Origin of the sequence: Inediibacterium massiliense, assembly GCF_001282725.1 — a bacterium.
In the GTDB taxonomy this organism is placed as follows: domain Bacteria; phylum Bacillota; class Clostridia; order Peptostreptococcales; family Thermotaleaceae; genus Anaerophilus; species Anaerophilus massiliensis.
Genome location: NZ_LN876586.1, coordinates 120,122 through 146,541, shown reverse-complemented (window position 1 = coordinate 146,541; position 26,420 = coordinate 120,122). Strand labels below are relative to the sequence as shown.

The 26,420-nt window shown below is 30.0% G+C and carries 24 protein-coding genes, 1 pseudogene and 2 riboswitches; of the genes and pseudogenes, 1 reads left to right on the top strand and 24 read right to left on the bottom strand.

All coding sequences use genetic code 11. From position 1 onward, the window contains the following. Positions 1 to 9: 9 nt before the first annotated feature. The 18 genes from rbsD to BN2409_RS04455 form a co-directional block, all read right to left on the bottom strand. A complete protein-coding gene (gene rbsD / locus BN2409_RS04540; protein WP_053955482.1) occupies positions 10 to 429 on the bottom strand; it encodes a D-ribose pyranase in 420 nt (139 codons plus the stop codon). A gap of 2 nt (positions 430 to 431) precedes the next feature. Then, the gene (gene rbsK, locus BN2409_RS04535) at positions 432 to 1,346 is read right to left on the bottom strand and encodes a ribokinase (protein WP_053955481.1); all 915 of its coding nucleotides are present in this window, start codon (positions 1,344 to 1,346) and stop codon (positions 432 to 434) included. 12 nt (positions 1,347 to 1,358) lie between these two features. Then, the gene (locus BN2409_RS04530; RefSeq protein WP_053955480.1) at positions 1,359 to 2,366 is read right to left on the bottom strand and encodes a LacI family DNA-binding transcriptional regulator; all 1,008 of its coding nucleotides are present in this window, start codon (positions 2,364 to 2,366) and stop codon (positions 1,359 to 1,361) included. A 173-nt stretch (positions 2,367 to 2,539) separates the two neighbouring features. Further along, positions 2,540 to 3,382 (bottom strand): energy-coupling factor ABC transporter ATP-binding protein, encoded by an 843-nt coding sequence (locus BN2409_RS04525; RefSeq protein ID WP_053955479.1) that lies wholly within the window; start codon positions 3,380 to 3,382, stop codon positions 2,540 to 2,542. A 45-nt stretch (positions 3,383 to 3,427) separates the two neighbouring features. Further along, positions 3,428 to 4,192, bottom strand: coding sequence for a cobalt ECF transporter T component CbiQ (gene cbiQ, locus BN2409_RS04520; protein WP_053955478.1), 765 nt, complete (start codon positions 4,190 to 4,192; stop codon positions 3,428 to 3,430). After that, on the bottom strand, positions 4,189 to 4,497 hold the full coding sequence (locus tag BN2409_RS04515; RefSeq protein WP_330375376.1) for an energy-coupling factor ABC transporter substrate-binding protein: 309 nt from the start codon (positions 4,495 to 4,497) through the stop codon (positions 4,189 to 4,191). The genes cbiQ and BN2409_RS04515 overlap by 4 nt, the downstream gene beginning before the upstream one ends. A gap of 2 nt (positions 4,498 to 4,499) precedes the next feature. After that, on the bottom strand, positions 4,500 to 5,240 hold the full coding sequence (locus BN2409_RS04510; protein WP_053955476.1) for an energy-coupling factor ABC transporter permease: 741 nt from the start codon (positions 5,238 to 5,240) through the stop codon (positions 4,500 to 4,502). 164 nt (positions 5,241 to 5,404) lie between these two features. Then, positions 5,405 to 5,588: riboswitch (cobalamin riboswitch) on the bottom strand. 217 nt (positions 5,589 to 5,805) lie between these two features. Further along, positions 5,806 to 7,041, bottom strand: coding sequence for a GGDEF domain-containing protein (locus BN2409_RS04505; RefSeq protein ID WP_053955475.1), 1,236 nt, complete (start codon positions 7,039 to 7,041; stop codon positions 5,806 to 5,808). A gap of 104 nt (positions 7,042 to 7,145) precedes the next feature. Continuing rightward, a riboswitch (cyclic di-GMP riboswitch) is annotated at positions 7,146 to 7,234 on the bottom strand. 198 nt (positions 7,235 to 7,432) lie between these two features. Continuing rightward, the gene (locus BN2409_RS04500) at positions 7,433 to 8,389 is read right to left on the bottom strand and encodes a 3'-5' exoribonuclease YhaM family protein (protein ID WP_053955474.1); all 957 of its coding nucleotides are present in this window, start codon (positions 8,387 to 8,389) and stop codon (positions 7,433 to 7,435) included. A gap of 69 nt (positions 8,390 to 8,458) precedes the next feature. Next, positions 8,459 to 10,540: an S-layer homology domain-containing protein gene (locus tag BN2409_RS04495; protein ID WP_053955473.1), complete on the bottom strand. Its 2,082-nt coding sequence runs from the start codon at positions 10,538 to 10,540 to the stop codon at positions 8,459 to 8,461. A 127-nt stretch (positions 10,541 to 10,667) separates the two neighbouring features. After that, the gene (locus tag BN2409_RS04490; protein ID WP_053955472.1) at positions 10,668 to 11,231 is read right to left on the bottom strand and encodes a nitroreductase family protein; all 564 of its coding nucleotides are present in this window, start codon (positions 11,229 to 11,231) and stop codon (positions 10,668 to 10,670) included. Positions 11,232 to 11,288: 57 nt separating this feature from the next. Then, on the bottom strand, positions 11,289 to 12,161 hold the full coding sequence (locus BN2409_RS04485) for a pyridoxamine kinase (RefSeq protein ID WP_053955471.1): 873 nt from the start codon (positions 12,159 to 12,161) through the stop codon (positions 11,289 to 11,291). A 19-nt stretch (positions 12,162 to 12,180) separates the two neighbouring features. Beyond that, positions 12,181 to 13,107, bottom strand: a complete 927-nt coding sequence (locus BN2409_RS04480; RefSeq protein ID WP_053955470.1) for a radical SAM protein — start codon at positions 13,105 to 13,107, stop codon at positions 12,181 to 12,183. A gap of 138 nt (positions 13,108 to 13,245) precedes the next feature. Then, entirely contained in the window at positions 13,246 to 14,664 is a 1,419-nt protein-coding gene (locus BN2409_RS04475; protein ID WP_053955469.1) for a spore germination protein, read from the bottom strand. Positions 14,665 to 14,669: 5 nt separating this feature from the next. Beyond that, a complete protein-coding gene (locus BN2409_RS04470) occupies positions 14,670 to 15,809 on the bottom strand; it encodes a Ger(x)C family spore germination protein (RefSeq protein WP_053955468.1) in 1,140 nt (379 codons plus the stop codon). Next, positions 15,790 to 16,884, bottom strand: coding sequence for a GerAB/ArcD/ProY family transporter (locus BN2409_RS04465; RefSeq protein WP_053955467.1), 1,095 nt, complete (start codon positions 16,882 to 16,884; stop codon positions 15,790 to 15,792). Before BN2409_RS04465 ends, BN2409_RS04470 begins: the two co-directional genes overlap by 20 nt. A 66-nt stretch (positions 16,885 to 16,950) precedes the next feature. Next, positions 16,951 to 18,072 (bottom strand): SH3 domain-containing protein, encoded by a 1,122-nt coding sequence (locus tag BN2409_RS04460; protein WP_242847926.1) that lies wholly within the window; start codon positions 18,070 to 18,072, stop codon positions 16,951 to 16,953. Positions 18,073 to 18,106: 34 nt separating this feature from the next. Further along, entirely contained in the window at positions 18,107 to 19,462 is a 1,356-nt protein-coding gene (locus BN2409_RS04455) for an MATE family efflux transporter (protein WP_053955465.1), read from the bottom strand. Positions 19,463 to 19,547: 85 nt separating this feature from the next. Between BN2409_RS04455 and BN2409_RS04450 the strand changes: the two are divergent. Beyond that, positions 19,548 to 20,153: pseudogene (locus BN2409_RS04450) on the top strand (IS110 family RNA-guided transposase); the annotation flags it as partial. A 117-nt stretch (positions 20,154 to 20,270) separates the two neighbouring features. Here the strand turns inward: BN2409_RS04450 and BN2409_RS04445 are convergent. From BN2409_RS04445 to BN2409_RS04420, 6 genes are all read right to left on the bottom strand, one after another. Beyond that, positions 20,271 to 20,867 (bottom strand): TetR/AcrR family transcriptional regulator, encoded by a 597-nt coding sequence (locus tag BN2409_RS04445; RefSeq protein ID WP_053955464.1) that lies wholly within the window; start codon positions 20,865 to 20,867, stop codon positions 20,271 to 20,273. A gap of 124 nt (positions 20,868 to 20,991) precedes the next feature. After that, complete coding sequence (locus BN2409_RS04440) at positions 20,992 to 21,204, bottom strand: DUF3006 domain-containing protein (protein ID WP_053955463.1); 213 nt, start codon at positions 21,202 to 21,204, stop codon at positions 20,992 to 20,994. 8 nt (positions 21,205 to 21,212) lie between these two features. After that, the gene (locus BN2409_RS04435) at positions 21,213 to 22,340 is read right to left on the bottom strand and encodes a ComEC/Rec2 family competence protein (protein ID WP_053955462.1); all 1,128 of its coding nucleotides are present in this window, start codon (positions 22,338 to 22,340) and stop codon (positions 21,213 to 21,215) included. An 18-nt stretch (positions 22,341 to 22,358) separates the two neighbouring features. Next, the gene (locus BN2409_RS04430; protein WP_199872924.1) at positions 22,359 to 23,603 is read right to left on the bottom strand and encodes a M20 family metallo-hydrolase; all 1,245 of its coding nucleotides are present in this window, start codon (positions 23,601 to 23,603) and stop codon (positions 22,359 to 22,361) included. Positions 23,604 to 23,720: 117 nt separating this feature from the next. Continuing rightward, on the bottom strand, positions 23,721 to 24,851 hold the full coding sequence (locus BN2409_RS04425; protein ID WP_053955460.1) for a YibE/F family protein: 1,131 nt from the start codon (positions 24,849 to 24,851) through the stop codon (positions 23,721 to 23,723). A gap of 86 nt (positions 24,852 to 24,937) precedes the next feature. Continuing rightward, positions 24,938 to 26,413 (bottom strand): alkaline phosphatase, encoded by a 1,476-nt coding sequence (locus BN2409_RS04420; RefSeq protein WP_242847908.1) that lies wholly within the window; start codon positions 26,411 to 26,413, stop codon positions 24,938 to 24,940. Positions 26,414 to 26,420 lie beyond the last annotated feature (7 nt).

Genomic DNA, 26,420 nt, shown 5'->3' with positions numbered 1-26,420 from the left:
CATCTCTCCTTAAAATACAACACCTGATTTTAAGATTACATTTGCATATGGAGTATGTTCTCCTGTTCTCACAATTCCTTTTGATTCTTTTGTCATATCCTTAAAAGTCTCATGATCTACTTTTGTAATTTTTATTTTTGTATTTTCATTTTCTTCTACTTCGTAAATTTTTCTCATAAATTTTTCATAAAGAATAGGACTTGCTGTCTCCATTTCCTTTGCAACAATTACTTCCTCCACTTTTAATTCCTCTAAAATCGTATCTAGAGTATCCATAAAGCTAGGTATTCCTTTTCTAAGTGCTAGATCTATTCTTTTTACTTCATTAGGAATAGGCAGTCCACTATCAGCAATAGTTAGTTTGTCTGTATGTCCCATTTGAGAAATCATATAAGAAATTTCACTATGAATTAAAGTTGTCTTTTTCATTTTTATGCCTCCTTGAGTGCTTCTATTTCTTCTTTATAAGGAAGAGAGCTTTGTGCTCCTTTTTTTGTTACAGTTAAAGCTCCTACCTTTGATCCGTATCCTATTGCTTCTTCTATAGTCTTTCCTTCTGATAAGGAAACACATACTCCTCCTATGAAACTATCTCCTGCTGCTGTAGTATCTACTGCTTTTACTTTATGGGCTTTAAATTTTTTAAATCCTTTTTCATCTATATACATAGACCCTTTTTCTCCTAATGTAACAATCAAAGATTCTACTCCCTTTTCTATCAAGCTCTTTGAAGCTTTAATTACATCTTCTTCGTTATTTATTTCTATTCCGCTTAATATTTCAAGCTCTGTTTCATTAGGAATTAAAAGATCTACATTTTCAATAATACTTTTATCTAGTTTTTGTGCAGGTGCAGGATTTAAGATTGTATATACCCCTAAGTCTTTAGCACGCTTTAATGAATGCTTAACTGTATCTATTGGAACTTCTAATTGAAGAACTAAAAAATCTGACTCTTTGATAATTTGTATATTTCTATCTATATCTTCTTTTTTTAATTTAAAATTTGCTCCTGGAACAACAATAATTGAATTATGCGCTTCCTTACTTACAGTAATAAGTGCCACTCCTGAAGGAGTATTTTCTTCTATTTGTACACCCTCTACAGAAATTTCATCTTTTTGAAGTCCTTTTAAAAGAGTTTTTCCAAAGCCGTCATCTCCAAGTTTTCCAATCATATTCACCTGACCACCTAATCTAGCCATAGCTACAGCTTGATTGGCGCCCTTTCCTCCAGGAATTTCTTCAAAAGATTTTCCTATAATAGTCTCCCCTGTCTTGGGCATATGATCTACGTTTGCTACTAAATCCATATTCATGCTTCCGATCACTGTAATTTTTCCCACAATATTGCCTCCTTATTTCTTCACAGTAGAATTTCGAATGATCAATTGAGTCTCTAATAAAATATTTTGCGGATTATTTATATGTCCTTGTAAAGTATTTATAAGCATTTGCACGGCTTTATATCCCATTTCATAAATAGGTTGTTTAATGGTTGTCAAAGAAGGATCAATCAGGCTACTCATATAAATATCATCAAACCCTACCACGCCTACTTCATATGGGACTTTTATACCTTCTTCTTGCAAAGCCTTTATAGCTTCTATAGCAATCAAATCATTTCCACAAAACAAACCATCAAATTTTCTTTTTTCTCCTAAAAGTTTTTTGATAATTTCATATCCCCATCCTCTTTGATAGGTTCCTTCTATGATATTCTCTCCTTTATATGGTATAGAATATTCTTTTAAGGCTTTTTTATATCCCTCTAACCTTTCAACAGACGTATAAGATGTATAAGGTCCTGATAAGAAAAGGATTTCTTCGTATCCACATGTAATCAAATGCTTAACTCCTTCATAAGCTCCATTTCTATTATCTACTGTTATTTTTCCTTTTATATGCTTTAAATCAAGATCTCTATCGACTAAAATAATAGGGATTTTATTGTTTTTAAAACGACGAAATTCTCCTGTTCTTTTAGATGAAGCAGTAAAAATAATGCCATCTACCATTTTTTCAATAAGCATACTTACACATTTTTCTTCCTTCTCTTCATCATCATCTGTATTACATAAAATCACATTATACCCTGATTCATTTGCTTGATCCTCTACCCCTCTGGCAAGTTCGGGAAAAAATGGATTTCGTATATCAGGAATAATCAGTCCAATGGTATTTGTTTTCTTTGTCACAAGACTTCTTGCCGCTGTATTTGGAATATAGTTATATTCATTCATAATGTTTAGTATTTTTTTTCTTGTAGGATCACTAATATGTTCATCTTTATTATTAATTACTTTTGAAACGGTTGCTGTTGATACTTGTGCTAACCTTGCAATATCTTTAATTGTAATTTTCATATTTATCCTCCCTTATCGAGGTAAACGTTTAAGTAAAACGTTTACCTTAATTGTAGCATTTTTCTTATCTCTTTTCAATCATTTATAGGGTATTACAATCATTCCTGTAAAATAGGATTAGATTGCAAAAAAATAAAACGTACTGTAAAAGTACATTTTATTTTTAGGGCAACTTATTTTTTTTTATTTTGTATCATTTTTAAAAGCTCTTCTCTGTTTTTAGGGATATACTTTTGATCGTTGATTTGATCATTTTTACATAAAACTTCAAACACTTCTAAAACAATAGGCTTTTCAAGATAAGCATTTTTTATAAGTTCATCATCTGAAAAAATTTCATAAGGAGTACCTTCCTTAATAATTTCTCCATTTTTCATTACAACAATATAATCGGACCAAGAATATGCAAGCTCTACATCATGAGTAGATAAAATCACGGTCATACCCCTTTGATTTAAATCATCAAATATATCAATCATCTGCTTTGCATGTCTTGGATCTAAACTTGAGGTAGGTTCATCAAATATAATAATCTCTGGATTCATCACAAGAATATCTGCTATAGAAACTCTCTTTTTTTGTCCATAGCTTAGAAAATGAACTGCCTTATCTTTGTATTCATACATTTCTATACTATATAAAGCATGATCTACTCTTTTTCTAACTTCATCCTCTGAAAGCTTTAAATTCATTGCACCAAATGAAACCTCTTGATATACACTTGCAGAAAAAAGCTGTTTATCTGGATCTTGAAATACAATTCCAATATTTTTTCTTAAGTTAAGTAAAGATTTTCGATCATACTTTACTTCTTCTCCATTATAGACAACTTTTCCACTAGTGGGCCTTAAAATCCCATTTAAATTTAAAAATAAAGTAGATTTGCCTGAACCATTTACTCCTAATATGGCTATCTTTTTACCTTTTTCTATTTTCAAATGAAGATTCTTTAAGGCTTTTGTTCCATCTGGATATTCATAGCTTAAATTTTCCGTCTTTAAAATATATTCTTTCATAGGACTATTCCCCCAATTAGCTTGTATATAGATCTTCTTATATAGTTATACATATATATAAATAAGCACTAAAAATAATTCAAATACTATCATCATTCCTAAATTTTTATAAGAAATTGAATAAGTATTTTCTATGACATGAATCTCTCCATCATATCCTCTAGCTTCTAAAGAAATATACAAATCTTGTGCTTTCTTATATGAAGTAACAAATAAGGAAGTAATTAACTTCCCTAAAGAATAATAACTTGACTTAAAATCTACATATCCTAATCTTGAGTCTTGAGCAATATAAATCATATTGACAGTTTCTAAAAGAACAAAAATAAATCTATAGATCAAACTCATCAATTCTATTAAAAGGCTAGGAAACTTTAATTTCTTCAGCACAGATAAAAGCTCAATCATAGGAGTTGTAAAAGATAAAAAATATAAACCAGATACACAAGCAAAAGATTTTAATAATATATTCACAGCCAATCCTATACTTTCTTTTGTGCATCCAAATTGTAATCCTAATACTCCAAAACTAAACAAAAAATCTTTAGAGTATCCCATGTTTAAGGCAATACTAATAATCCCAATGATTAAGAAAGCCAATGGAATACTCATAAATTTTAAATATAATTTAAAATTTATTTTTCCTCTTACAACAGTCATAAAAGACATAGTAAAAAGTACAGCAATAGAAACTATCATATGATTACAGATAAGGCATATCATCATAGTAGATAAAACAAATATAAATTTTTCTAATGGATTTACTCTTCTTAGGGTAGATGTATAAGCTAATTTATCTATTGAAATCATAGTTCTTGACTCTTCTTATTTCCTTTTTTGCCTTTGACATATCCAAAATAATATCCTATAAATCCTGCTCCTATAGCTGCTTGTAAAGAAAACAATAAGCTTTCAATTTCTCCACTTGGAGGTTCCCAAATAGGAGAAAACCATGGCTTATAATTAGCATCTACCTCTGAAATGGTATTTTCTGCTTGAGCATCTGCTCCTTCAAAGGAAGCATTTTTTAAAAACAAAAGAGGTGTAACAGCAATTACTATTACAAGAAATCCTAATATCATATTTTTTTTCATGATACTTTTATTTTTTTTCATGTTTATGCCTCCTTAGAAATTACATCTAGCTCTAATAATTCATCTTTATTATAATTTGTCAAAAGATTAAATACAATAACTGTTAAAATTCCTTCACTAATAGCAAGTGGTATTTGTGTCACAGCAAAAATACCCATAAACTTTCCTAAGGATAATATAAATCCTCCTGTTGGATCTGGAAAAGCTAATGCAAGTTGAATAGAAGTAGTAATATAAGTCATCAAATTTCCAACAGCAGCTGCAATAAATATAGAAATTGATTGAGACACATTCATTTTCTTTAAAACCTTATATAATACATAAGATACAATAGGTCCTACAATACCCATTGAAAAAGTATTTGCTCCAAGAGTTGTTAGTCCCCCATGGGCAAGTAATAAAGCTTGAAAAATCAAAACAATCAATCCTAAAACACTCATAACTGCTGGTCCAAAGAGTATAGCTCCCAAGCCTACTCCTGTTGGATGAGAGCAACTTCCTGTTACTGATGGAATTTTAAGAGCAGACAATACAAAAGCAAAAGCTCCTGCCATTGCAATAAGCATTTTGATACGCGGATTGGATTTTGTTTTTTTGTGAATAGAAAATAACCCTGCTACAACAAATGGTATACACAATCCTCCCCATGAAATTGCCCATACAGGAGGTAAAAACCCTTCCATAATATGCATTGCAAATACAGTTTTAGGTATGAATAATAAGGCCAAAAATATTCCTAAAGAAATTTGATATTTTTTTGACATGCAATCACCTCTTTATTTTATAGTATTGTTTCTTTTTATTCCTTTATGCTCCAATCAAAAAATCCTTTTAACAAGTTTGTTAAAAGGTAAACATAATCCATCATACACAATTTTAAAAATTGGCAAACTAAATATGATGACACCTTCTCTATTCCTCGTAGAGTTGATCGTGCAAAATATAGGCAGGTCTTCTGACTTAAGAATCATCATTTAAGTACGCCTTCCCTTTTTAAAAGTGGCATTGTATACTTAAACTCTTCTAATACAGCTACGGGATAGTTTAGGAGTCTCACCCAATTCCCTTTTATGAATTAAAATTTAATTCATACCTATATTTTATAATTTAATTTTTCTTATTACTCATAATATTATTAGTTGATAATAATGTCATAATACCATTAGTATTTGTCAAAATCAATAAAAAAATGTATAAATTAATAAGAAATATAATCCATTTTCATATTTTTACCTATTACATATATTCTACCTATACATTAAAAAAACAGTTCATTAAAAATGAACTGTTCAGACTGTTGACAAAGTATATTTTAGCAAGCTTAGCTCATTAAAAATGGACTGTTTTTTGAATCAGAATATTTTCATCCATTTTTTCATCATATATTTTATAGTTGTTTCTCCCATTATTTTTTGCTTCATACATGGCTATATCCGCACGTTCTAGAATCTCTTCTATATTTATCCCATGGTCTGGAAAAATGGAAATACCTATACTACAAGTTACAAATACTTCCCTATTCTTTATACAAAAAGCTTTGGAAAAAGTACCTAAAATTCTATCTGCAATCTGTATCACTTCATCTTTTAAATAAAAGCCATCTACTAAAACCATAAATTCATCTCCACCTATTCGAACTACCAAATCATTTTTCCTTATACTTTGTTGCATTCTTTTAGCAACTTTTTTCAATAATTCATCTCCTGCTGCATGACCTAAAAGATCATTGGCAAATTTGAATTTATCCAGATCTATAAACATAACCCCTAACATTGTTTTTTCAGTTTTTGCTCTTTCAAGAATGCTTTTTAATTTTTCATTTCCATACCTTCTATTAGGTAAATTCGTAAGATCATCATGATAAGCGAGATACTCTACATCCTCTTTATACTTCCTATGAGCACTTACATCAGATATGCAAAGCAGTAAATATTTTTGATCAAAAACATCAAATATCTTCATCGTTAAATCCACCCATTTAGAACCTAATTTTTTATTTTGAAAAATTACTTCTTTCTTTGCATTCTCAAAATAATGTTTTAGTTTTTCTTGAGTTATTGTCATCGTTATAGACTCATCAAAAATTTCATGTATGCACTTTCCTATTAATTCCTTTTTTTGCAAAAAAGAATATATGGTATCATTGTATTCTATTACCTTTAAATCTTCATATCTACATACTAAAATTCCATCTTTAATATGATCAAATCTTGTTTTTTCAAATAACTTTCTTTCGATTGTACTACATTCTGTTTGAATTCTTCTACGAGTAATCATAAAAAAGATAATCAGTATACATAGTGTGTACATAAAATAACTAGCTTTTCCAACTTCGATGTATGGTACGATTAAAATTCCTATTATATTCATCATCAAAGTAATACATGTATAAAGATTGACATCCTTCATATAATGAAAAAAAGAAAATCCTATAGCAATTCCTAGTAAATACAAAAAAGAACTCTCCCAAGAAAAATAATTTTTTATATTCCACATAAAAAGCAATACATTTGATAAATACACGATACCTCTCCACATATAATCTCCATATCCCCCATTTTTCAATGAAAGCACCCCTTTTGATGTTTTTCATTTTTTTATAAACAAAATAGAAAGACCCCTATGATGTAGGAGCCTTTTTCAACATGGCAATTCGTCTACATTCATGCTTTGGTAGCCTGGCAATCATAGAAATATCAATTTCCTTAGACCCATGGCTTTGCGTCCTTATTTTTCAATAAGTTTGCTATTGACCACATGAAGTTTTAATAATAAAGTCCTATGTATTCTAGGTCTTTATTCCTATACAAAATTCTTCCTTTAATTCAAAATTCCTTCTTTTTTTGTAAAATTCATTTGATTTTATATTACATATATGCTATTATTATGATTTTATGACAAACTACCATTCTACCATGGTGATTGATTCTTCTAAATAAAAAAAGTGAGCTTACACTCACTTTGAAAAAATAGGTTTATACAATCTTCTATTGTCTAAGGACCAGATAGGTTCTGTAAATTGCCCTGCCTCAATATTTTTTAAATGATCCTCCATATCATACATTCTTGCATCAATCATATCAATATAATGAAGCAATTCTGCTTCTGGAATCATAGGTTTTTTAGGGCTTCCAAACTCTGGTTCATAATGATGAGATAAAACCATATGTTGAAGAATCATAATAATTTCTTCATCTATGCCTAAATTTTCTCCTGCCTTTCCTATTTGATCAATTCCCATATTGATATGTCCAAGAAGTTGCCCTTTGGTACTATATTCTGCAATTCCTAATGAATCTGCATTAAGTTCTTCAAGCTTTTGCATATCATGCAGTAAAATTCCTGCAAATAAAAGATCTTTATTTATATTTTCATATACTTCACTTAATCGTTCTCCGGTTCTTAACATCCTCAATATATGATATAAAAGACCAGATCTTATGGCATGATGAAGTGATTTTGCTGCTGGATAATACATAAGCTTCTCTTTAGAATCTAAAATAATATGATCTACAATTTTTTTTATTCTTTCATCCTTTATTTTATGTACAAAGCTATACACTTCATCGAACATATCCTCACTAGAAATAGGAGCAGATTGTACAAAGTCTTCAATCTTTTTTTCATCTTCTTCATTGGCTAATCGTATTTTATTTGCTTTGATTTGAGGCTTTCCTTTCCACTCTGAAACACTCCCTCTTACCTTTATTAAACTTCCTGCTTTAAATTCTTCCTCTTGCCCTTCTTTGTAATCCCAAACTTTTCCGTTTATTTCTCCTGTTTTATCTCCTAAAGTCAAGTCCAAAAAAAATTTATTATTAGAAGAGGTTTTTTTTTCTATTTTTTTTACTATAAAAAAACTTTGAATATCATCTCCTGCTTTAAAATCTTGAATGTTTTTTTCTTCTATCATTTTTTCTCCTCCCTAAAAAATCATTTTTATATCATAAGTATATCATCAAACACATAAAAAAAGCAGGATTTACCTGCTTTTTTGTAAGTAATTATAAATTTCTACTGCTCCATCTCCTCTAGAAATTTTTCCTTTAGGATCAAAAACTCCATTCTCTCCTTTTACAATGCCTAGTCCATAAGCAATAGAAATATGTCCCATTAAATCTGGATTAGCACTTTTTTCATCTGTAAAAGGATACTTGTAAATTCCTTTGATCTTTCCTATATCATCATATTTTAAAGCTCTTATGATAAATTTTACACTTTCTTCTTTTGTTAAGAATTCATTTGGTCTTTTTTCTTCTTCTTTTATTATATTTTGTCTCATTAACTCTTCATACATTTGATTTGTATCATCGTATTCACCATATGGACTGAGTGCTTGTGCAAGAAGATATAAAAAATCTTTTTGTGTCATTTGGTCATTTGGTCTGAAGTTTTCTTCTTTAAAACCAATATTATATTCTTTCAAAGCTTCAATTTCCTTTTGAGCTTTATGTCCCTCAACATCTTTATATAAAATTTTCTTTTTCTCTTCATAAGGTTCTCCATTGTATTTCAATATTGCTCCTGTATGTGCATCAAAAACAGCAGGTTTTTTGTCATCTATTCCATATACCAATTTTATTTCATTATTTTGTTGAGAATTTACTCTAATTTGTTTATATCTAAGAGTAAATCCTATATCCTCAAATAACTTATTATATAGCTGATCTATAGATACTAATTGATTTGGAGCTTTAAATGAAATATCAAACCACCTTATATCAAAGCTTTGGATTTTCCCAGTTATGGCATTGAATCGTACATGAATACCATTGTCATCAAAGGGTACCCCATGAATTTTTCTTACATAACTAAAATCATAATAAGGTAATTTTTCATTTTTCATGATCATTTCATCTTGTATATTTTCTTTATAGGTAGTTTGAGCATACTGATCTCCTATAAAATTTTTCAAAAATTCTTCTACTTCTTTCTTGGCATATTCTTGGTCATATGCAGGTTTTTTGTTTTCTTCATGATTGTCAATGTAAAAACTTTTTATTTTTCCACTAAAAGCATCTATTTCTACACTCACATACTGATGTTTTTCATCTTTTGGGTTCTCAAAAGACAATTTCCATATAAATGAATCCTTCATAGGCCAATCTTTATATATATTTGAAAAAGATAATTTCATATCTTTCGTGATTCCTAATAATTCTTCATCTCTAGCAATTTGTTCTACATCTTTCTTAGACATTAACTTTTCAGCTTCTTTTACAGCCTTTAATTCCTCTGGATTTAAAGAAATTTCATTTTTACTTGTCCCTGCTTCTAAATTTGCACTTTGATCCATAGCTGATTTGTACATAATAGGACTTGCAATTTTTATTTTTTTCCCCGTAATAGCATCAATCGCATAATCTGTTTCATATTTTGTAGCATATACAAGATATGGCTTTACCTGATCTTGTTCATATTTATATCTATAAGCTAACTCTAATCCCAATTCTTTTTTAAAAGCTTTCTTTGCATCTTCTATAGATAAAATATTTTCACTCTTTGGAAAAGAAATATGATTGCTCCAGTTTTTATAAAAGCTCTCTATCTCTCCTGTATAACTATTTACTCCCACAGATACACAATCCTCATAAAAAGGAATCTCATTCACCTTTCTAATATAATCATAATAATATGTATCTTGTATCCCTGATCTTGTATTGTCTTCATATATTAATTGTGTAAAAAGATTTTCATCTACTTTTTTAATGAAATCCTCAGCGATTTTTTTTCCTTGATTTTTATTATAGATAGGAAGTTGATTTTTAATCTCTTTTCTCTTATTTTTATAATAAGATATAATATTTCCTCTTTCATCTACAGAAACTTTAATTCTTCCTTCCTTCTGATCCTTACTATACCATTGCATATTCCACTCACTTCCATTATTAGAAGAAGAAACATCATACTCAAATTCTGTAAATTCCTGAGGGATATCAAACACCTCTTTTGCCTTTTGAATAGCTTTTTCTAATTTTACATCTTCCTGAGCAAATGCATTCATAGGCTGTACACTCATAAATAATAAAGAACATACCATGCAAAAAACTATCATCTTTTTCATATCCTCACTCCTTTTTCATTTTAATTGTTTAGACGAAAATTCCTAATAAAAGTTTCATCTATTTTTATATTTTTCCATATTCTTTTATCCATCCTATATACAAAAGCATTATCCAGTGGATAATGCTTTAATGTATAGACTGTACTTCATTTTCTGTATAAGTTTTTCCCCATTGATTTAAAAATACCTGTTCTCTCACATCTTTTTTATCTTCATAAGGTGTTTCTTCTTCTATTTCGCCTATTGGAGTCATGGCAATGACTCTAAATTCATTAGGGATAGAAAGAGCATTTCTTACTTTTTCTTCATCTAATGCAGCAATCCAACAAGTTCCATATCCTTCATTGGTAGCTGCTAAGACAAAGTGTTCCATAGCAATGGCTCCATCCACTAAGTAATATTCCTTGTCTGTTATAATCCCTGAACTTAAAGGCTCTCCTACCACTACTGCCACCATAGGAGCTTCCACAATTGCATTTGAAGCTTCTTGCGTTTCATTCATAATTGCTTTAGATAATTCTTTTTTTTCTCTTTCACCTTCTACTAAAATAAATTTATAAGATGTATGATTCTTCCACGAAGGGCATTGCATAGCTGCATGCATCATTCTAGATAGTTTATTTTTTTCAATGGGCGACTGTTTAAAAGATTTTATACTTTTTCGATTTTCAATTACTTCATAAAATTGCATATGATCACACTCCTTCCTGATTATTATGTACAAAGAAGGAAGGATTCATGTGCCTTTTTATTTAAGAATTTCATAGCTATTGACTAAAACCGGTAATTTTAGATTTTCTAAAACTCTCTCTAATAAAATGCCTTCTCTCTCAGGATAATCAAATCCATAACTTGCTCTGATGGCAGAAATAATAAATTGTACACTTCTATCCATTGCAACAGGTAAACTATCTCCTTGTAATAGACTTCCTACTAATACACTTGTAAAAGTATCTCCTGTCCCTGGAAAATGAGCAGGAATATATAGACAACTTACTTTCCAAAATTTTTTTCCTTCTCGATCATAAGCAATTACACTGGTGTTTTTACATTCTTTTTCTGGAACACTCGTAATAATCACAATCTTAGGACCCATATCCGCTAATCTTACAAGCCAATTTTTTATCATCTCTTCTGACATTTTTGTATCATAAGATTCATCTAATAAATAAGCTGCTTCTGTAAAATTAGGAGTGATAATATCTGCTTTTTTAATGAGTTTTTTCATCTTATCTATCATTTCTTCATTCATGGTACTATAAAGCTGTCCATTATCTCCCATTACAGGGTCTATTACCTTTAGATTTTCTTTATTTCCAAACAAATCAATAAATCGAGAGACAATATCAATTTGTTTAGGAGAACCTAAAAATCCACTATATATACAATCAAAATCTATATCTAGTTTTTTCCAATGTTGAATATAATCCTCCATCGTGTCTGTCAAATCCACAAAACTATATCCTTCAAACCCTCCCGTATGAGTAGATAAAACAGCAGTAGGAACCGGACAGACTTGAACTTTCATAGTAGATAAAATAGGAATAATCACTGATAAAGAAGATCTCCCAAATCCTGAAAGGTCATGGATGGCAGCTACTCTTTTTACAGGTTTATCCATAATTTTCCTCCTCCCTAATCTATTGACATCTATATGTATTGTAGCCTTTGTAATTTACAATAGAAATTCTTTCATCCTCTTTAAATTGATCAAATATATCTTTTATATTTTTACAATCTCTAGATTTCAAAAAGCTCTCAACCTCATATTGATTCATGGGGTGTCTTCTAATAATACTTAAAACTGCCTCATAATCATCCTCTTCTTCGCTAAAAAAGCCTTGTGTACCTAACATATCAATAGAAATTCCTCCTAGGATTTCTACTGCTTTTTTTATACTATCTTCACTCGCCATCTCTACCCATCCCTCTGCTGGAGGTCTTACTGGAGTATTGATATAAAGTCTGTCATACTCAATGGGTTTTAAAATATTTTTAAATTTTAATAAGGATTCTTCATCATCATTCATATCTTTTATGATCATAGTTTCAACCCACAATTGCCCTTTATAAATCTTTGAAAAATCTATAAGTCCATTATAAATTTCATCAAATTTTATTTTTTTGTAAGGTCTATCTATTTTTCTAAAACTTTCTTCATCATATGCATCTAAAGAAGGAAGGACAATATCTGCATCTAAAAGACTATTTCTGACCTCTTCTTCATTCAGAAAAGATCCATTTGTAATGACTGCTATAGGTTTTTGAGTCAATTGTTTTAATTCCAAAATAAGCTCTTTTATATTTTTATATAAAGTAGGCTCCCCTTCTCCTACGATGGTCACTACATCAAAATCTATATTTTCTTTTAAATATTCTTTAAACTCTTTAAGAATTAAATTTGTTTCAAAAAATGTTTCTTTTGTATTGGTCATTTTAGTAGTTCTCCCAAGCTGACAATATACACAAGAATAATTGCAGTATTTTGGGGGAATAGGACTTACTCCAATAGACAATCCCATTCTTCTTGAGGGAACAGGTCCAAATAGATGATTGTATTTTTTCAATTTAAGGTCCCCTTTCCTATAACTTTCATTTTTATTTTATCATATTCTTTTTATATTGTATCACAATGCCCATACATTTTATATTGTATCTATACAAAAATTATCAAAAAATGAACAAGCTCCCTTTTACAGGAGCATTTATTTTCTTATTGGATTCTTTGTTCTTAAAAAGCTTGGTCTTTTTTTAGCTAAAGTAATTTCACTTAGAAAATATTTCTTTAGATCCTCTCTATGAAATGGCGACAAGACTGAAAGATACGGAATCCCTAGTGTTGTTAAACTACTAAGATGAATAACAATCAATGTAATACCCATAACCAATCCAAACAAACCTAGAATGCCTGTAAAAAAAATAATCATAAATTTTAAAATTCTAAAAGGGCTCATGATTGTATAATCTGGAGCCACAAAAGAACATAACATAGCAAGAGACACAATAATTACAATCAAAGGACTTATCACCCCTGCTGCAACAGCTGCTTGCCCTATTACAATGGCTCCTACAATTCCAATTGCAGGTCCTACTTGCTTGGGAAGCCTAATACTAGCTTCTCTTAATATTTCTACTACAAGTTCCATTAGTACAGCCTCTATAATAGAATTAAATGGAACTGCCGTTCTAGATGTAGCTAATGCTAATATAAATTGAGGAGGTAAAATATCTGTATGAAAGCTTACTACAGCTACATATAAAGAAGATAGTAATAATGATGAAAACAAAGAAAATATTCTTAAAACTTTAGAAAAAATCCCTAAATATAGATTGTCATAATGATCTTCCCCTGCATCTAAAAACTCAATAAATATTTTAGGTACGATCAAAGCCAAATTACTACCTTCTACAAAAATAGCAATTTTTCCTTCTAAAATATTGGCACATACTGTATCAGATCTTTCTGCAATTCCTGTCTGAGGAAACAGATCAAATGTATTATCTAGTAAAATCTTTTGTATATACCCTGATTCTAAAATTCCATCTATATGTATTTTTGATAATTTTTCTTTCACTTCCTCTACAAACTCTTCATTAGCTATATCTTCCATATACATCATCACTACATCTGTCTGTGTTCTTGTTCCTATACAATAAAAATCCATCTTTAATGATTTATCTTTAATTCTAGATCGAATCAAAGATAAATTTGTTTCTAGACTTTCTGTAAATGCATCCTTAGGAGCTCTTAATGTAGTTTCTAATTCTGGAGGACTCACTGATCTTTTTTCTGTCTTTTTCGTATTGGCCACAATATAATTTTTGCAATGAGAACAAAAGATAATAGAATACCCTTTCAAAATATAATTTTCTAATTTATCCATATCTTCATCTAAAAATGCATCATCTATATAAAGAATAGATTCCAACAGCTTTTGTATATCCACTTTTTCATTTTTTTCGTTTAATATGGGTTTAATAATATATTCAGAAATCATTTTTTTATTTGTTAATAAAGGAAGATATGCTAAAAAAATATCTTGACCATTCATAGAAATTTTCTTGATAAGCATTTCCCCATCTATTTGTTGTAATCTTTCTATCCATAGTTTTTTATTATTCATCCTATTCATTCCTCAAGTGGTTTTTTAGCATTTTGATTGACTAGATTCGTGTTTACTATCTTAGTATTGACACGAACCACTACTTTAGCATTTGGAAATATTTTTCTCCATTGCATCTTTTCATATTCTTGTATATGTTGTGCTCTAAAATATTCAACAAATCCAAAAATATCACATTTGTATTCTTTTTGAGCTTTTTGAATGATCTCTTGTATTTTTTGTTTTTCTATTTTAGAAATTTTTTCTTCTAAATTTTTTATATCTTTTTTATGTAGATGACCACGATAATATTGATAGGAAAGCTGTCCCTCTAATTTTAAATCAACATAAATAGTAGGTGTATTTTCTTCATAATCTATCTTTATTTTTCTTTTTCTAATAGATATTAAAAATGAATACATATTGTCTTTATTCTTTATCTCCTCTATTCCTTCAAATGATGAAATGTTTTTGACCAACAAATACAAAAGTCCTTGGGTATCTTTCTCATCAATTACATCTATCAACTTTGAATCCTTCATAACTGCCAGTCCTAAATAAGATATATTATTTTTTCTCATACCTATATAAGGCATGATATATCCTCCTTGTTGCAATTCTACATCTGATAAAAGGTCCCCCACTGTAGAATATATAGTTTTTCCTCTATTGGATAAATTGTCTATAATATCCTCAACCAAAAATCCTACGGCTATATCTTTTTTTATATTTCTATTTAAAAGAATAGAAGGTCTTTCTTTACTCACTACAGCTAAAACTGTCTTTCTATAATCTGTAGTACGATCTACTCTATTCAAATAAGCCCCTATTCCTTCTTTGGCATAAACTTCTCCAAAAACAACTACTCTTGAAGCTCCTAAAAAAATGGGAAATGGATTGCTTGCATCATAGTTCCTTCTAGCATCTTCAAAGGTTTTTCCTTGAGATATCATATTGTATACATTTGCTACTTGTGCTTTTTCACTTTTCTCTTTCGGAGAATTAAGCTGAGCCAACTCTGCTGAAAATTCAATCATATCCTTTATCCTATCTACTCCTATAGAAACCACTACACATTTTTTATCAATATCCCTATAATCCCAGCATCCACATAAAATGTTGCCCAATAAAATTAAAATCATCCATTTATATACTTTTTTTAGCATTTTTTTTCACCTTTTCAATCATTAACAATATGGTAGGAATAACAGCACTAGCCCAAATTCCCAATTTACTCACTATATCTAACATTTCTTCTGTTTCCATAAATGTTGCGGGCACCAAGGATACCAAAAATCCCATGCTGATTACAAAAAAAGATATTTTAGAAAAAGATATTTTTTCAACCTTTTTATGAATCAAATAAGCTGTTGCATAGGCTTCAATCAATATACTACAAAAGACAGACATAATCCATATGATAATAAAAATTCCATCTAATCTTCTAATAAATTGGAGTCCTTTAATATCTATTCTTCTTAAGGTGGCCAATAATGCATCATTGTAATAAACAATATTTTCAGCCCCCATCACAGATATACAAGCTTCCACATCTAAAATATAAAAAAAACCTATAAACAAAATCATACCCAAAATATATTTATAGATATGAGTATGAACTTTTTTTTCAATTGGAATAATAATTAAAATTTCTATTCCTAGAAAAGAGAAAATAATAGTTGTAGAATGATAGATATATTTAGGCAACTCCTTTACTTCAAAAAAAGGGCGTAAATGAATCCATTCTCCTTCTAAAAAAATGGAAAAAAATAAAAAAAGAGCACCTATAATAATAATTGTTCCATAAATTTCACATATTCTTCCTACTGTAAATATTTTATGTATCATTGCATAATAAACAACCATTAATAAAGAAAAAGAAAGTACCCATATAGGCGTCTTAATGAGTATAGTCAGCTTAATAGTCTCACAAGTAATTCTTGTCATCATACAAAAGGAAATAAAAAAATATATAATATAAAATAGGACAATCAAAGATGAAAAAAATCCATTAGTTAATGTCTTACTATATTCCTCAATGGTTTGGTTTGGGTAACTACAACTAAGCTTCAGAATAATATAGGTAAAAAATATTGTAACAAGTGTGGCAAAGACTAAAGAAACCCATCCTCTTGTTCCTCCATCTTCTGCTACTTTTTGTGGTAAATTAATAAGCCCATAACCTACAGTCAATCCAAAAACAATAAATGAAATTTGTCTATGAGTAAGAATTTGTTTCAATTTTTCACCTCCCATGTTATTTTTCCCATCCATTTGTTTTTGTATACAAAAAAAGCCCATAAGGGCTTAATTTAAAAGATATACACTTACATGATTAGCTGTTCCAAAATCTTTTACAGCTTGAATCCGGTCATTTCCTCCATCTCCTAAATAAATATCCATCTCATTTCCCTGCACTCCACCACCTGTGTCTGCGGCAAGATAAATACCATTATATTTGGATCTCCAATCTTTTTCATCAAATACTATAAGTACCTTACTTCCAAGAGGAATTTTTTTTGAATCTACAGCAACAACCATTACTTCTCCCCATTGTTTTCCATTTAAATTAATACCTGTTCGAGTATACCCTCTATATTTTGATCCTACACTTTTTCCACAAGATCCTATAGACAAATCATAAGCCATTACTTTATAATCATTTCCTAAAAGTTTTGCATCTTCTATAATCTGTCCATATGTTGTAACATTATCTTCTTTTTCTTCTTTGATATCTATTTCTTTCTTTATGAAACTTTCAGAAAAAAATTCTTCATGAATAAGACTTACATTCCTTGCCAGAATCCATCCTTTTTTACTTTGATATTCAATTTCAAAATAACCATCTTGTAAATTAAGAATATTGACTTTGGTATTTTTATTAATTGTATCTATACTTTTCATACCTGCTGAAGGCTTAGACAAAATTTCACTTTCTATCAACACTTTTCCTTTTGAAATATGAGGAATAATTTGTATATTTTCATCTACTACCCATCCTAAAACCTCATCTCCCATAGAAACCTCAATCCATCTATCTTTTCTTTTTACTAATGCAATCTTAGTAGAAAAACCTAACCTTCCTACAATATCTGATTCTATATTTGCTTCTTTATATATATTTATAGATTCTGTATTCACAAAAGCATTTTGTATAAACGGCTTTTCTTCTTTTTTTAAAAGTACATATTCACTATGAATCCACCCAAAAGTTCCTCTCTTTGTAGAAATCTTATACCATCTACCGTGATTGTCTTCTATATATATCTCTTCTCCTAATGAAAGTCTTTCTATAACTTGAGAAGATGCCTTAGGCTCTTTGCATAAAATAGCTCCATTTTCTATGATCGTTCCTTTTGATGGACTTTGCGCATAAGTCATAGTTCCAAATAATATACATAATAAAACAACAATCATTGGTTTCATCATTTTTATCAAAATATCATTCCTCCCTTTTTTAACTCTATGCCCTTTGATCTGTCATCTCTTTTCTAATTTCTTTATGCAATCTAATAGCTAGTATGCTGGTAAATATCAGTGTTAATAAATCTGCAACAGTCTGACTCCAGATGACTCCATCTAATTCAAACCATTTTGGTAAAATAAAAATAGCAGGAAGTAAAAATATCCCTTGTCTTGCCACAGATAAAGCTAACGCTTCCTTTCCTTTTCCCAGTGCTTGAAATAATACTCCATAAACTTGTTGAAATCCAAATAAAGGGAATAATATGCTCATGACTCTTAAAGTCTTTGCTCCAATAGTTACCACATCCATATCCTGACTAAATACTAATACAATTTCTTTTGCAAAAATAGCAAATACTATAGTAACTATGATGCAAAATATACTAGTCCATTTTACAGATATTTCGATAGCCTCTTTTAATCTTTTGTATTTTTTTGCTCCATAATTATAACCCACTACAGGTTGAAATCCTTGATTGTATCCAAATATTACAAACATTCCTAGCGAAAATACTCTTAAAGAAATCCCCATAGCCGCAACAGCTGCATCGCCATATCCTTTTGCAGCTAGATTGATAAAGCCCAAAGCAAAACTTCCTAAAGCTTGTCTAGCAAAAGTAGCCAGCCCTATTTTCATAATTTCATTATAAATCTTTATAGAAAAAGAAAAATATTTTATAGAAATATGAATATAACTTTTTTTAAATATATAGTATCTCATCAAAAATATAAAAGATATGCTTTGAGCCACAACTGTAGCTACTGCAGCTCCTTTGATACCCATATCAAATACAAACATAAAAATAGGATCTAATATAATATTAAGAAGTGCTCCTATACTCATAGCCATCATACTATATTTTGCATTTCCTTCTGCTCGAATCATATTATTAAGCGTCATATTCATAATTGTAAAAGTAGATCCGAACATAATAATCTTCGAATAATCTTTTGCAAAAATCATAATCGTATCTGTAGCCCCAAACATTTTTAATATAGGAACAATAAACACAACCCCAAATATTGTAAAAAACATACTAAAAATCAAACTCGTAAAAAATGTAGTAGAAGCCGTTTGATCTGCTAATTTTTTATTCTTTTCTCCTAGAAGTCTAGATATATACGATGCAGCCCCTATTCCAAACATCAGTCCTATGGCGCCTATCATAACAAACATAGGAAAAGCCACACTAACAGCAGCAATCGCACTCGTATTTTTTAACATTCCTACAAAGGCAGTATCTACTATATTATAAATAGCATTTACCAACATGCCTATAATTGCTGGTATAGACAATTTTAATAATACGCTAGAAATTTTCTCTTCTCCCATCATTTTTTCTCTTTCTGTCATACATTACTCTCCTCGTATAATATATTTAAATTCAAAAATTTTCATCTATCGACTTGGATATTGAGTCCTATTCCTNGCTGCTATTTTACAAGAAAAAGGCCGTGGTCGATTTAGCAATCCTGAAAAGCTTGCGAAATCACTTTCAAAAGCCATTAGAGACTCTTATCGACTAGGAAAAGTCATGCAGAATTCAGTCGATGTTATTTTGGCTTCATATGCTATGATGATTAAAACCATAAAAAAACAGATCAAAGAACTTGATAAAGCAATTCAGCAATTATTTGAAATTTTACCTGAATCCAAATCATTGCTTAGCATTCCAGGCATTGGACCTGTTTATGCTGCTGGCATAATAGCCGAAATTGGTCAAATTCAACGCTTCGAAAATGAATCCAAAATTGCCAAATATGCAGGTCTTTACTGGAAGCGAAAACAATCTGGTAATTTTGAATCTGAAAGAACTACAATGACTAAAACGGGAAATCATTACCTTCGCTATTACTTGATTGAAGCTGCCAATTCACTTATGCGTAATGAACCTGTTTATAGAGAATACTATCTCAAGAAATATCATGAAGTTCCTAAGCATCAACATAAAAGAGCTCTCGTCCTTACTGCAAGAAAATTTGTGCGCATGGTGGATGTGCTGCTACGCAATCACCAACTTTATGCACCAGAAAGGAGTGTATAATATCGAATAATCTTCGATGCGCAATCTTTTCGTTTTAATCCTAATTTACCTTAGGTTTATTAAGTGCTGACTTTTTTAGAAAATATTATTGTAAGTTTAATCAAAACCTATCTTTTTCTATCTTGACTTATTACCACAAGTCTTTACTGATTGTAATAAACATGTTATCCAACTTTTAACAAACTCCACGTTTATATCCTTCTCTTGTGGATATTCTTTAATCATACCGGAAATCATAATGATCATACTCATTCCTATTCTTTTTTTCACTGCTTCTGTTAATATAATATTTTTTTTCAATTCTATCAGAGCAAGAATTTTCATCATCTTTTCAAAAATATTTTCTTTCATTTTAAAAATAAGTGATAGATCTTCTCCTTTAAAAACATCTTCTTTATTTAAAGCTCCTCCCAAGCCTTTTCTTGTAGATATCTCATCATATAAAACAGAAATAAATTTTTCTAATTTCACATCTACATCTATACTTTCTTGTAACACATTCTCTAGTTTTTCAAATGTTATTTCCCAACTTTTTCTCAAAACATCCATAAATAACTTTTGTTTATTGGGATAATAATTATATAGTGTTCCTACTGCGATTCCTACCTTTTTTGAAATCATTTTCATATCTACTTCTGTATATCCATGCTCTCCAAATAAATCCATTGCTCCATTAAATATATTTTCCTCTATATCCTTTATGATTTTAGGCATTTTTTCACCTCTTTTATGAATTTAGATTCATATTATAATGAATTACTATTCATTATAATAAAAAATATAATCTCCGTCAACTTATTTTTAATTTCATCAAAAAACCTCCTAGTTTCCTAGAAGGTTATTCCCACAGATCATCTATTATTTTTTCTATCTCTTTTTTTCTTTTATTGGTTTCCTCATAATCTATAATAATTCTTTCCTCAGAGACAAATAATACATCCCCTTCCTTTGCTTCTTTGGGAAGTTTTTCTTTTTCCATAGAGATCATATTTTTTTCTTCATCTTCACATATTGCATAACTTCCTTCAAATCTGTCAATTACAAGATACATTCTATCCCCTACCTTTTTGATTTTCTAAATCCAGCCTTCTGTGCTTCTTCTTCTGTTTTAAAGTAAACTTCTGCATTGACCTTTGCATAATAGACCCCATCTGGCATATGATAGATTTTTTCTCCTTTGCTGTTTATATTTCCTTTAATAAGTCCTTCTGTGCTTTCCGTAGATTGCTCTTTAGAAATTTCTTTTTTATCATTTATGTTTGTATCTTTTTTATAAGCATCATTTGTAGATGATATATTAAAATTTATTTCTTGCCCATTGCTACTAGCAATAATAGTTCCCTGCTGATCTGTTCTGTAAATAGAAATATTTCTTTGTTCTAATTTTTCCATGGTCTCTTTATGAGGATGTCCATAATCATTTCCTGTTTCACACATAATCACTGCATATTTAGGATTTACTTGATCTAAAAATGGAATAGTTGTAGAAGAATGACTTCCATGATGTCCTACCTTTAATACATCTGATGATAAATCTAACCCATTCTTTAACATTTCAGCTTCTGAAATACTTTCTGCGTCTCCAGTAAATAAAAATGAAGTATTTCCATAGACTAATTTTATAACAATAGAATAATTGTTATAGTCCTTATATTCTAGGTTATTGGGTGCAAGAATCATCCCTTTTGCATCTCCAAGTATGATTTCTTCTCCTACATGAGGAGTAGATATTTTAAGTCCTTTATTTTTAATAGAAGTCATTACATCTTTAAAAGTTTTACTTGTATGAGTAACCTTTGGCATGTATACCTTTTCAATATGAAAATTGTCAATCACATCATCTAATCCACCTATATGGTCTTCGTGAGGATGGGTTCCTACTACATAATCTAATTTTTCAATCCCTTGCTTTTTTAAATAATTTACTACTAAATCGCCATCTCCATTATTTCCTGCATCAATGAGCATATTATGATCTTCATTTTGAATGAGAATACTATCTGCTTGACCTACATCAATAAAATGAACCTTTAAGTCTCCTACTACTTGGGTAGTTGCTTGTTCTTTTAAAGGTTCTGACTCACTGCTTGTCTCTATGGCTCCTTGATTATCACACCCTGTAAAAACTAAAACAATAGATAATAATATAAAAAATACAGATAATCCTTTTAAAATTTTTTTATTCATCTGTCACACTCCATCTAGTTATTTTGAATAAAAATCTAAAGCTAATTTTATAATGGTATCTAGTAGTACTTCACATCCTAACTGCAAATCTTCATACTTAGTAAATTCTTCTGGAACATGACTTCTTCCCCCTACGCTAGGTACAAAAATCATTCCTACATCTGTAATATCTTCAAACATACAAGCATCATGTCCTGCTCCACTATTCATCCTTTTGCTTTTTATATTTTTACTTTTCACTACTTCTTCAATCATATCTATAATATTTGAGGAAAGCTCCATAGGATCTCCTGTTCCTATATTATAAATTTGAATTTCTACATGCTCATTCACCGCTATTTCTTTTATATTTTTTATGACTTCTTCTGTGATAGTTTGTATCATTTTTTTATCTATATCTCTTATATCAATCGTAAAAGATACTTCCCCCCCAATGGCATTCACTTGATTAGGACTACATAAAATTCTGCCTACTGTTGCTACTGTAGAGCAGTTTCCTTTTTCTATTGTAATTTCATTAACTTTTGTAATCATCCTTGCACAAGCTAATAAAGCATCTTGTCTTAAATACATAGGAGTAGCTCCTGAATGATTTGCAACTCCTTTTACTATGACCTCTAGCCTACTGAGTCCTGCAATATTTTCTACAATTCCGATAGAAATATTTTCATGATCTAATACAAGGCTTTGTTCTATATGTAGCTCAACCATTGCTTTTATATCTTTGGAAACAAGAACGTCCTTATGGATTGTGTCTGGATCAAGTCCAAAATCTTTGGCTGCATTATAAGCAGATATTCCTTTTTTGTTTCTTATTTTCTTTAAATCTTCTATATGAAATTTTCCTGTAAGCACTTTACTTCCTATATATGGAGAATCAAAGTCACATCCCTCTTCTCCTACAAAAACTACTAATTCTACTGGGTGATCAAGAATGATCTTTTCTTCTTTTAATACTCTCATGACCTCAAGACCACAGATTACACCTCCTACTCCATCAAAATTTCCACCCTCAAAAACTGTATCTATATGAGAGCCCATCATAACCTTAGGCAAATCCTTTGTCCCTTCTAAAACCCCATGTATATTTCCTATTCCATCTATCCTCACAGATAAACCTATTTTTTTCATTTCTTCTATTAGGTAATTTCGAGCACTTTTATCTTCCTTTGTATAAGGAAAACGAGTACATCCTATTTGAGTCTCACTAAACTCACTTAATTTTTCTATATCCCTTTTGATTCTTATGAAACTAGATTTCATTTTTCTCCTTCTTTCTACATAAGCTTTCATATTTCTCAGCCTATCAAACAAACGATTCTTTTGCAAGCTAAACTATATTTTAGCAAAGTCATAAAAGGTAGAGCAATGATTTAAAATTTAGTGACGTTTTTTATAATTTTTTCTACAAGGGAAATCACAGCTAAAAATATATCCAGCAACAAATGCTGTAATAGGTGCTACTAAAACTAATCCTATACTCCCCACCATCGTTCTCATAATTTCTGCTGCTACAATTTTTAAATTCATCATTCTCGTAAAGCTAGTATTTTTGCTCATAAAAAGCATCAGCAGTGTTAAATATCCTCCAGAATAAGCTAATAAAAGTGTTGTAGTCATGGTCCCTATCACTGACTTTCCTATATTCAACCCCGATTGTATTAAGCTTTTTCGATCTATATCTGGCTTTTTCATTTTAATTTCTTCTATAGAAGCACAAATATCCATAGCAATATCCATAGCAGCTCCTGAAGCACCTATAATAATAGCAGCATAAAAAATTTGTTGCATATTCAAATTTAAATACCCACTAAACAATAAAGTTTCTGCAAAAGGACTCGTCATTCCACAAAGATTTAATTTTTTGCCAAAAAAAGTAGTTACTCCTATTGTTACAATAATTCCAGTCATAGTGCCTACAAAAGCAGAATATCCTTTTTTTGTAAATCCTCCTATAGAAAAAATAATAATTGCTGATAATACAGTAAGTGTAATAACAGTCACAATTAGTGGATTTTTACCTATTAATAGTTGAGGAATGAGAAACATCCATATAATATATACACTTGCCATAAAAGAAAATATAGCTTTTACCCCTATTACACCTGCATATAAAATTAAACATAATACAAATAAAATAAATAAAATCATCTGCCATCCCTGTCTATATATATCTATCGTTACGGCCTGCTTAATAATGTGATTTTCTTCTAATATGGCTACTACTATTTCATCTCCCTTTTTATAATAATTATCATATTCTAAATTTCCTGTAAGATGATTTTTAGCTTCTATTGTTTTCCCTTTATATTTTCCTTCTTTTATCATTACCTTTACAGATTGATCTCCTATTTTAGAAATCCCTGCTTGTATCATTTCTGAATCATTTGTTTCTAATACCATACCTCTTAATTCAAATGTATTTTCACTTTTTCTAAAGGATTGATTATAAAATGTGAATATAGAAATAACCATCCCTATCATCAAAAACATATATATTCGTTTTTTCATGAATACATCCTCTCTATATTTATAATCATTAAAATTTCTTATGATAAAACATCAATAGCCAGGATTGCCCTAGCTATTGATATGTTTTATTTTGTTAATTTAAACCCCATTAAACTTGCCATAGCTTTTGCAATTTCAGTATTATCTTTATATCCTAAAAAGTTTTCTTGCCCTGTGCCTACAGCAGACATAGGAATAGAAGTTCCTGTATGTGCATAACTAGTCCACTGCATATTTACTCTTTCTGAAAGAATATGAGTGGCTTCAATTGCAACTGGATCATATCCTCCATACGCATTAGAATCGGTCTTTATTTTTTGATCTACCATATTCATTGCTTTTTCTATTTTAGATTTTTCTTCAACTGTTAAATTTTTTAGGCCAAAATTTTCAGCGATGTAACCAAAATATTCTTCACGATTTCCTGTATATTTTCCTTGTAAAACATCCTCTACAGAAATTTTTACATGATCTAAATGATTCATATTTAAAAAATAGTTATTACCAAATCCTAATCCCATACCTCCTGTTTCATGATCTCCTACAACTACTATTAGGGTCTCTTCTGGGTGAACTTTATAAAATTCATATGCCTGTTGAACTGCTTCATCAAAAGCTAATGTATCCTCAATTGCACTCTTTGCATCATTTGCATGACAGGCATGGTCGATCCTTCCACCTTCTACCATCATAAAAAAACCTTGATCATATTTTGATAATACTTCAATACCCTTTTTCGTCATTTCTGCTAAACTAGGAGTATCTTTTTTATGTGATCTGTCTACCTCATAAGGCATATGAGATTCTTGAAAAACAGCAAATACTTTTTCTTTACCATCTACAACCATATTCCTAAATCCATTGGTTGATGTTTTTCCTAAGAAAGTTTGATATCCTAATTTTTTAAATTCGTCTACCAGATTTTTATCATCTTTTCTTTTTGATTGAATGTTTACCTCTCCGTCTAACCATCCACTTTTAGGAATAAAATGTCTTGCTCCTCCACCTGCAAAGAAGTCCACTCCACTTTTTACATATTCCTCTGCAATTTCATTTTCATTATCTCTATGTACATTATGAGATGCAAAAACTGCTGGCGTTGCATGGGTTAATCGAGTCGTTGTAATAATTCCTGTAGCCATTTTCTTTTCTTCGGCAGCCTCTATCAGAGTCTTTACTTTTTTTCCATCTGGAAGCATTGAAATGATTCCATTATTTGTTTTATGTCCTGTAGCTAATGCAGTTCCTGCTGCCGCTGAATCTGTAACTAAAGTATCCTTAGCATGAGTTGTATTAATCCCTGATATAGGCAAATTATTAATTAATAATTTTTCTTCTTTATTGTTTTTAAACTGCTGCAAATAATATTGTGCCATCTGCCTTTGTCCTGCTCCTAACCCATCCCCTATAAAATAAAAAACATATTTAGGTGAATCTTGTAACGTAGCTTCTACTACATTTTCACAAACTTCATCTTGTTGAAACAAATTCATGCCACTTACAGCAACCATAACAATGAATACTACTGAAAATATAACTTTTAAGAGTCCTTTTCTTCTCAATCTAAAA

Bases quoted from the DNA above. Each gene is read 5' to 3' on its own strand.
- rbsD (WP_053955482.1), bottom strand. From the start codon at position 429: ATGAAAAAGACAACTTTAATTCATAGTGAAATTTCTTATATGATTTCT.
- BN2409_RS04530 (WP_053955480.1), bottom strand. From the start codon at position 2,366: ATGAAAATTACAATTAAAGATATTGCAAGGTTAGCACAAGTATCAACA.
- BN2409_RS04525 (WP_053955479.1), bottom strand. From the start codon at position 3,382: ATGAAAGAATATATTTTAAAGACGGAAAATTTAAGCTATGAATATCCA.
- cbiQ (WP_053955478.1), bottom strand. From the start codon at position 4,192: ATGATTTCAATAGATAAATTAGCTTATACATCTACCCTAAGAAGAGTA.
- BN2409_RS04515 (WP_330375376.1), bottom strand. From the start codon at position 4,497: ATGAAAAAAAATAAAAGTATCATGAAAAAAAATATGATATTAGGATTT.
- BN2409_RS04510 (WP_053955476.1), bottom strand. From the start codon at position 5,240: ATGTCAAAAAAATATCAAATTTCTTTAGGAATATTTTTGGCCTTATTA.
- BN2409_RS04500 (WP_053955474.1), bottom strand. From the start codon at position 8,389: ATGATAGAAGAAAAAAACATTCAAGATTTTAAAGCAGGAGATGATATT.
- BN2409_RS04495 (WP_053955473.1), bottom strand. From the start codon at position 10,540: ATGAAAAAGATGATAGTTTTTTGCATGGTATGTTCTTTATTATTTATG.
- BN2409_RS04490 (WP_053955472.1), bottom strand. From the start codon at position 11,231: ATGCAATTTTATGAAGTAATTGAAAATCGAAAAAGTATAAAATCTTTT.
- BN2409_RS04485 (WP_053955471.1), bottom strand. From the start codon at position 12,161: ATGGATAAACCTGTAAAAAGAGTAGCTGCCATCCATGACCTTTCAGGA.
- BN2409_RS04475 (WP_053955469.1), bottom strand. From the start codon at position 14,664: ATGAATAATAAAAAACTATGGATAGAAAGATTACAACAAATAGATGGG.
- BN2409_RS04470 (WP_053955468.1), bottom strand. From the start codon at position 15,809: ATGCTAAAAAAAGTATATAAATGGATGATTTTAATTTTATTGGGCAAC.
- BN2409_RS04460 (WP_242847926.1), bottom strand. From the start codon at position 18,072: ATGATGAAACCAATGATTGTTGTTTTATTATGTATATTATTTGGAACT.
- BN2409_RS04455 (WP_053955465.1), bottom strand. From the start codon at position 19,462: ATGACAGAAAGAGAAAAAATGATGGGAGAAGAGAAAATTTCTAGCGTA.
- BN2409_RS04445 (WP_053955464.1), bottom strand. From the start codon at position 20,867: ATGCCTAAAATCATAAAGGATATAGAGGAAAATATATTTAATGGAGCA.
- BN2409_RS04440 (WP_053955463.1), bottom strand. From the start codon at position 21,204: ATGTATCTTGTAATTGACAGATTTGAAGGAAGTTATGCAATATGTGAA.
- BN2409_RS04435 (WP_053955462.1), bottom strand. From the start codon at position 22,340: ATGAATAAAAAAATTTTAAAAGGATTATCTGTATTTTTTATATTATTA.
- BN2409_RS04430 (WP_199872924.1), bottom strand. From the start codon at position 23,603: ATGAAATCTAGTTTCATAAGAATCAAAAGGGATATAGAAAAATTAAGT.
- BN2409_RS04425 (WP_053955460.1), bottom strand. From the start codon at position 24,851: ATGAAAAAACGAATATATATGTTTTTGATGATAGGGATGGTTATTTCT.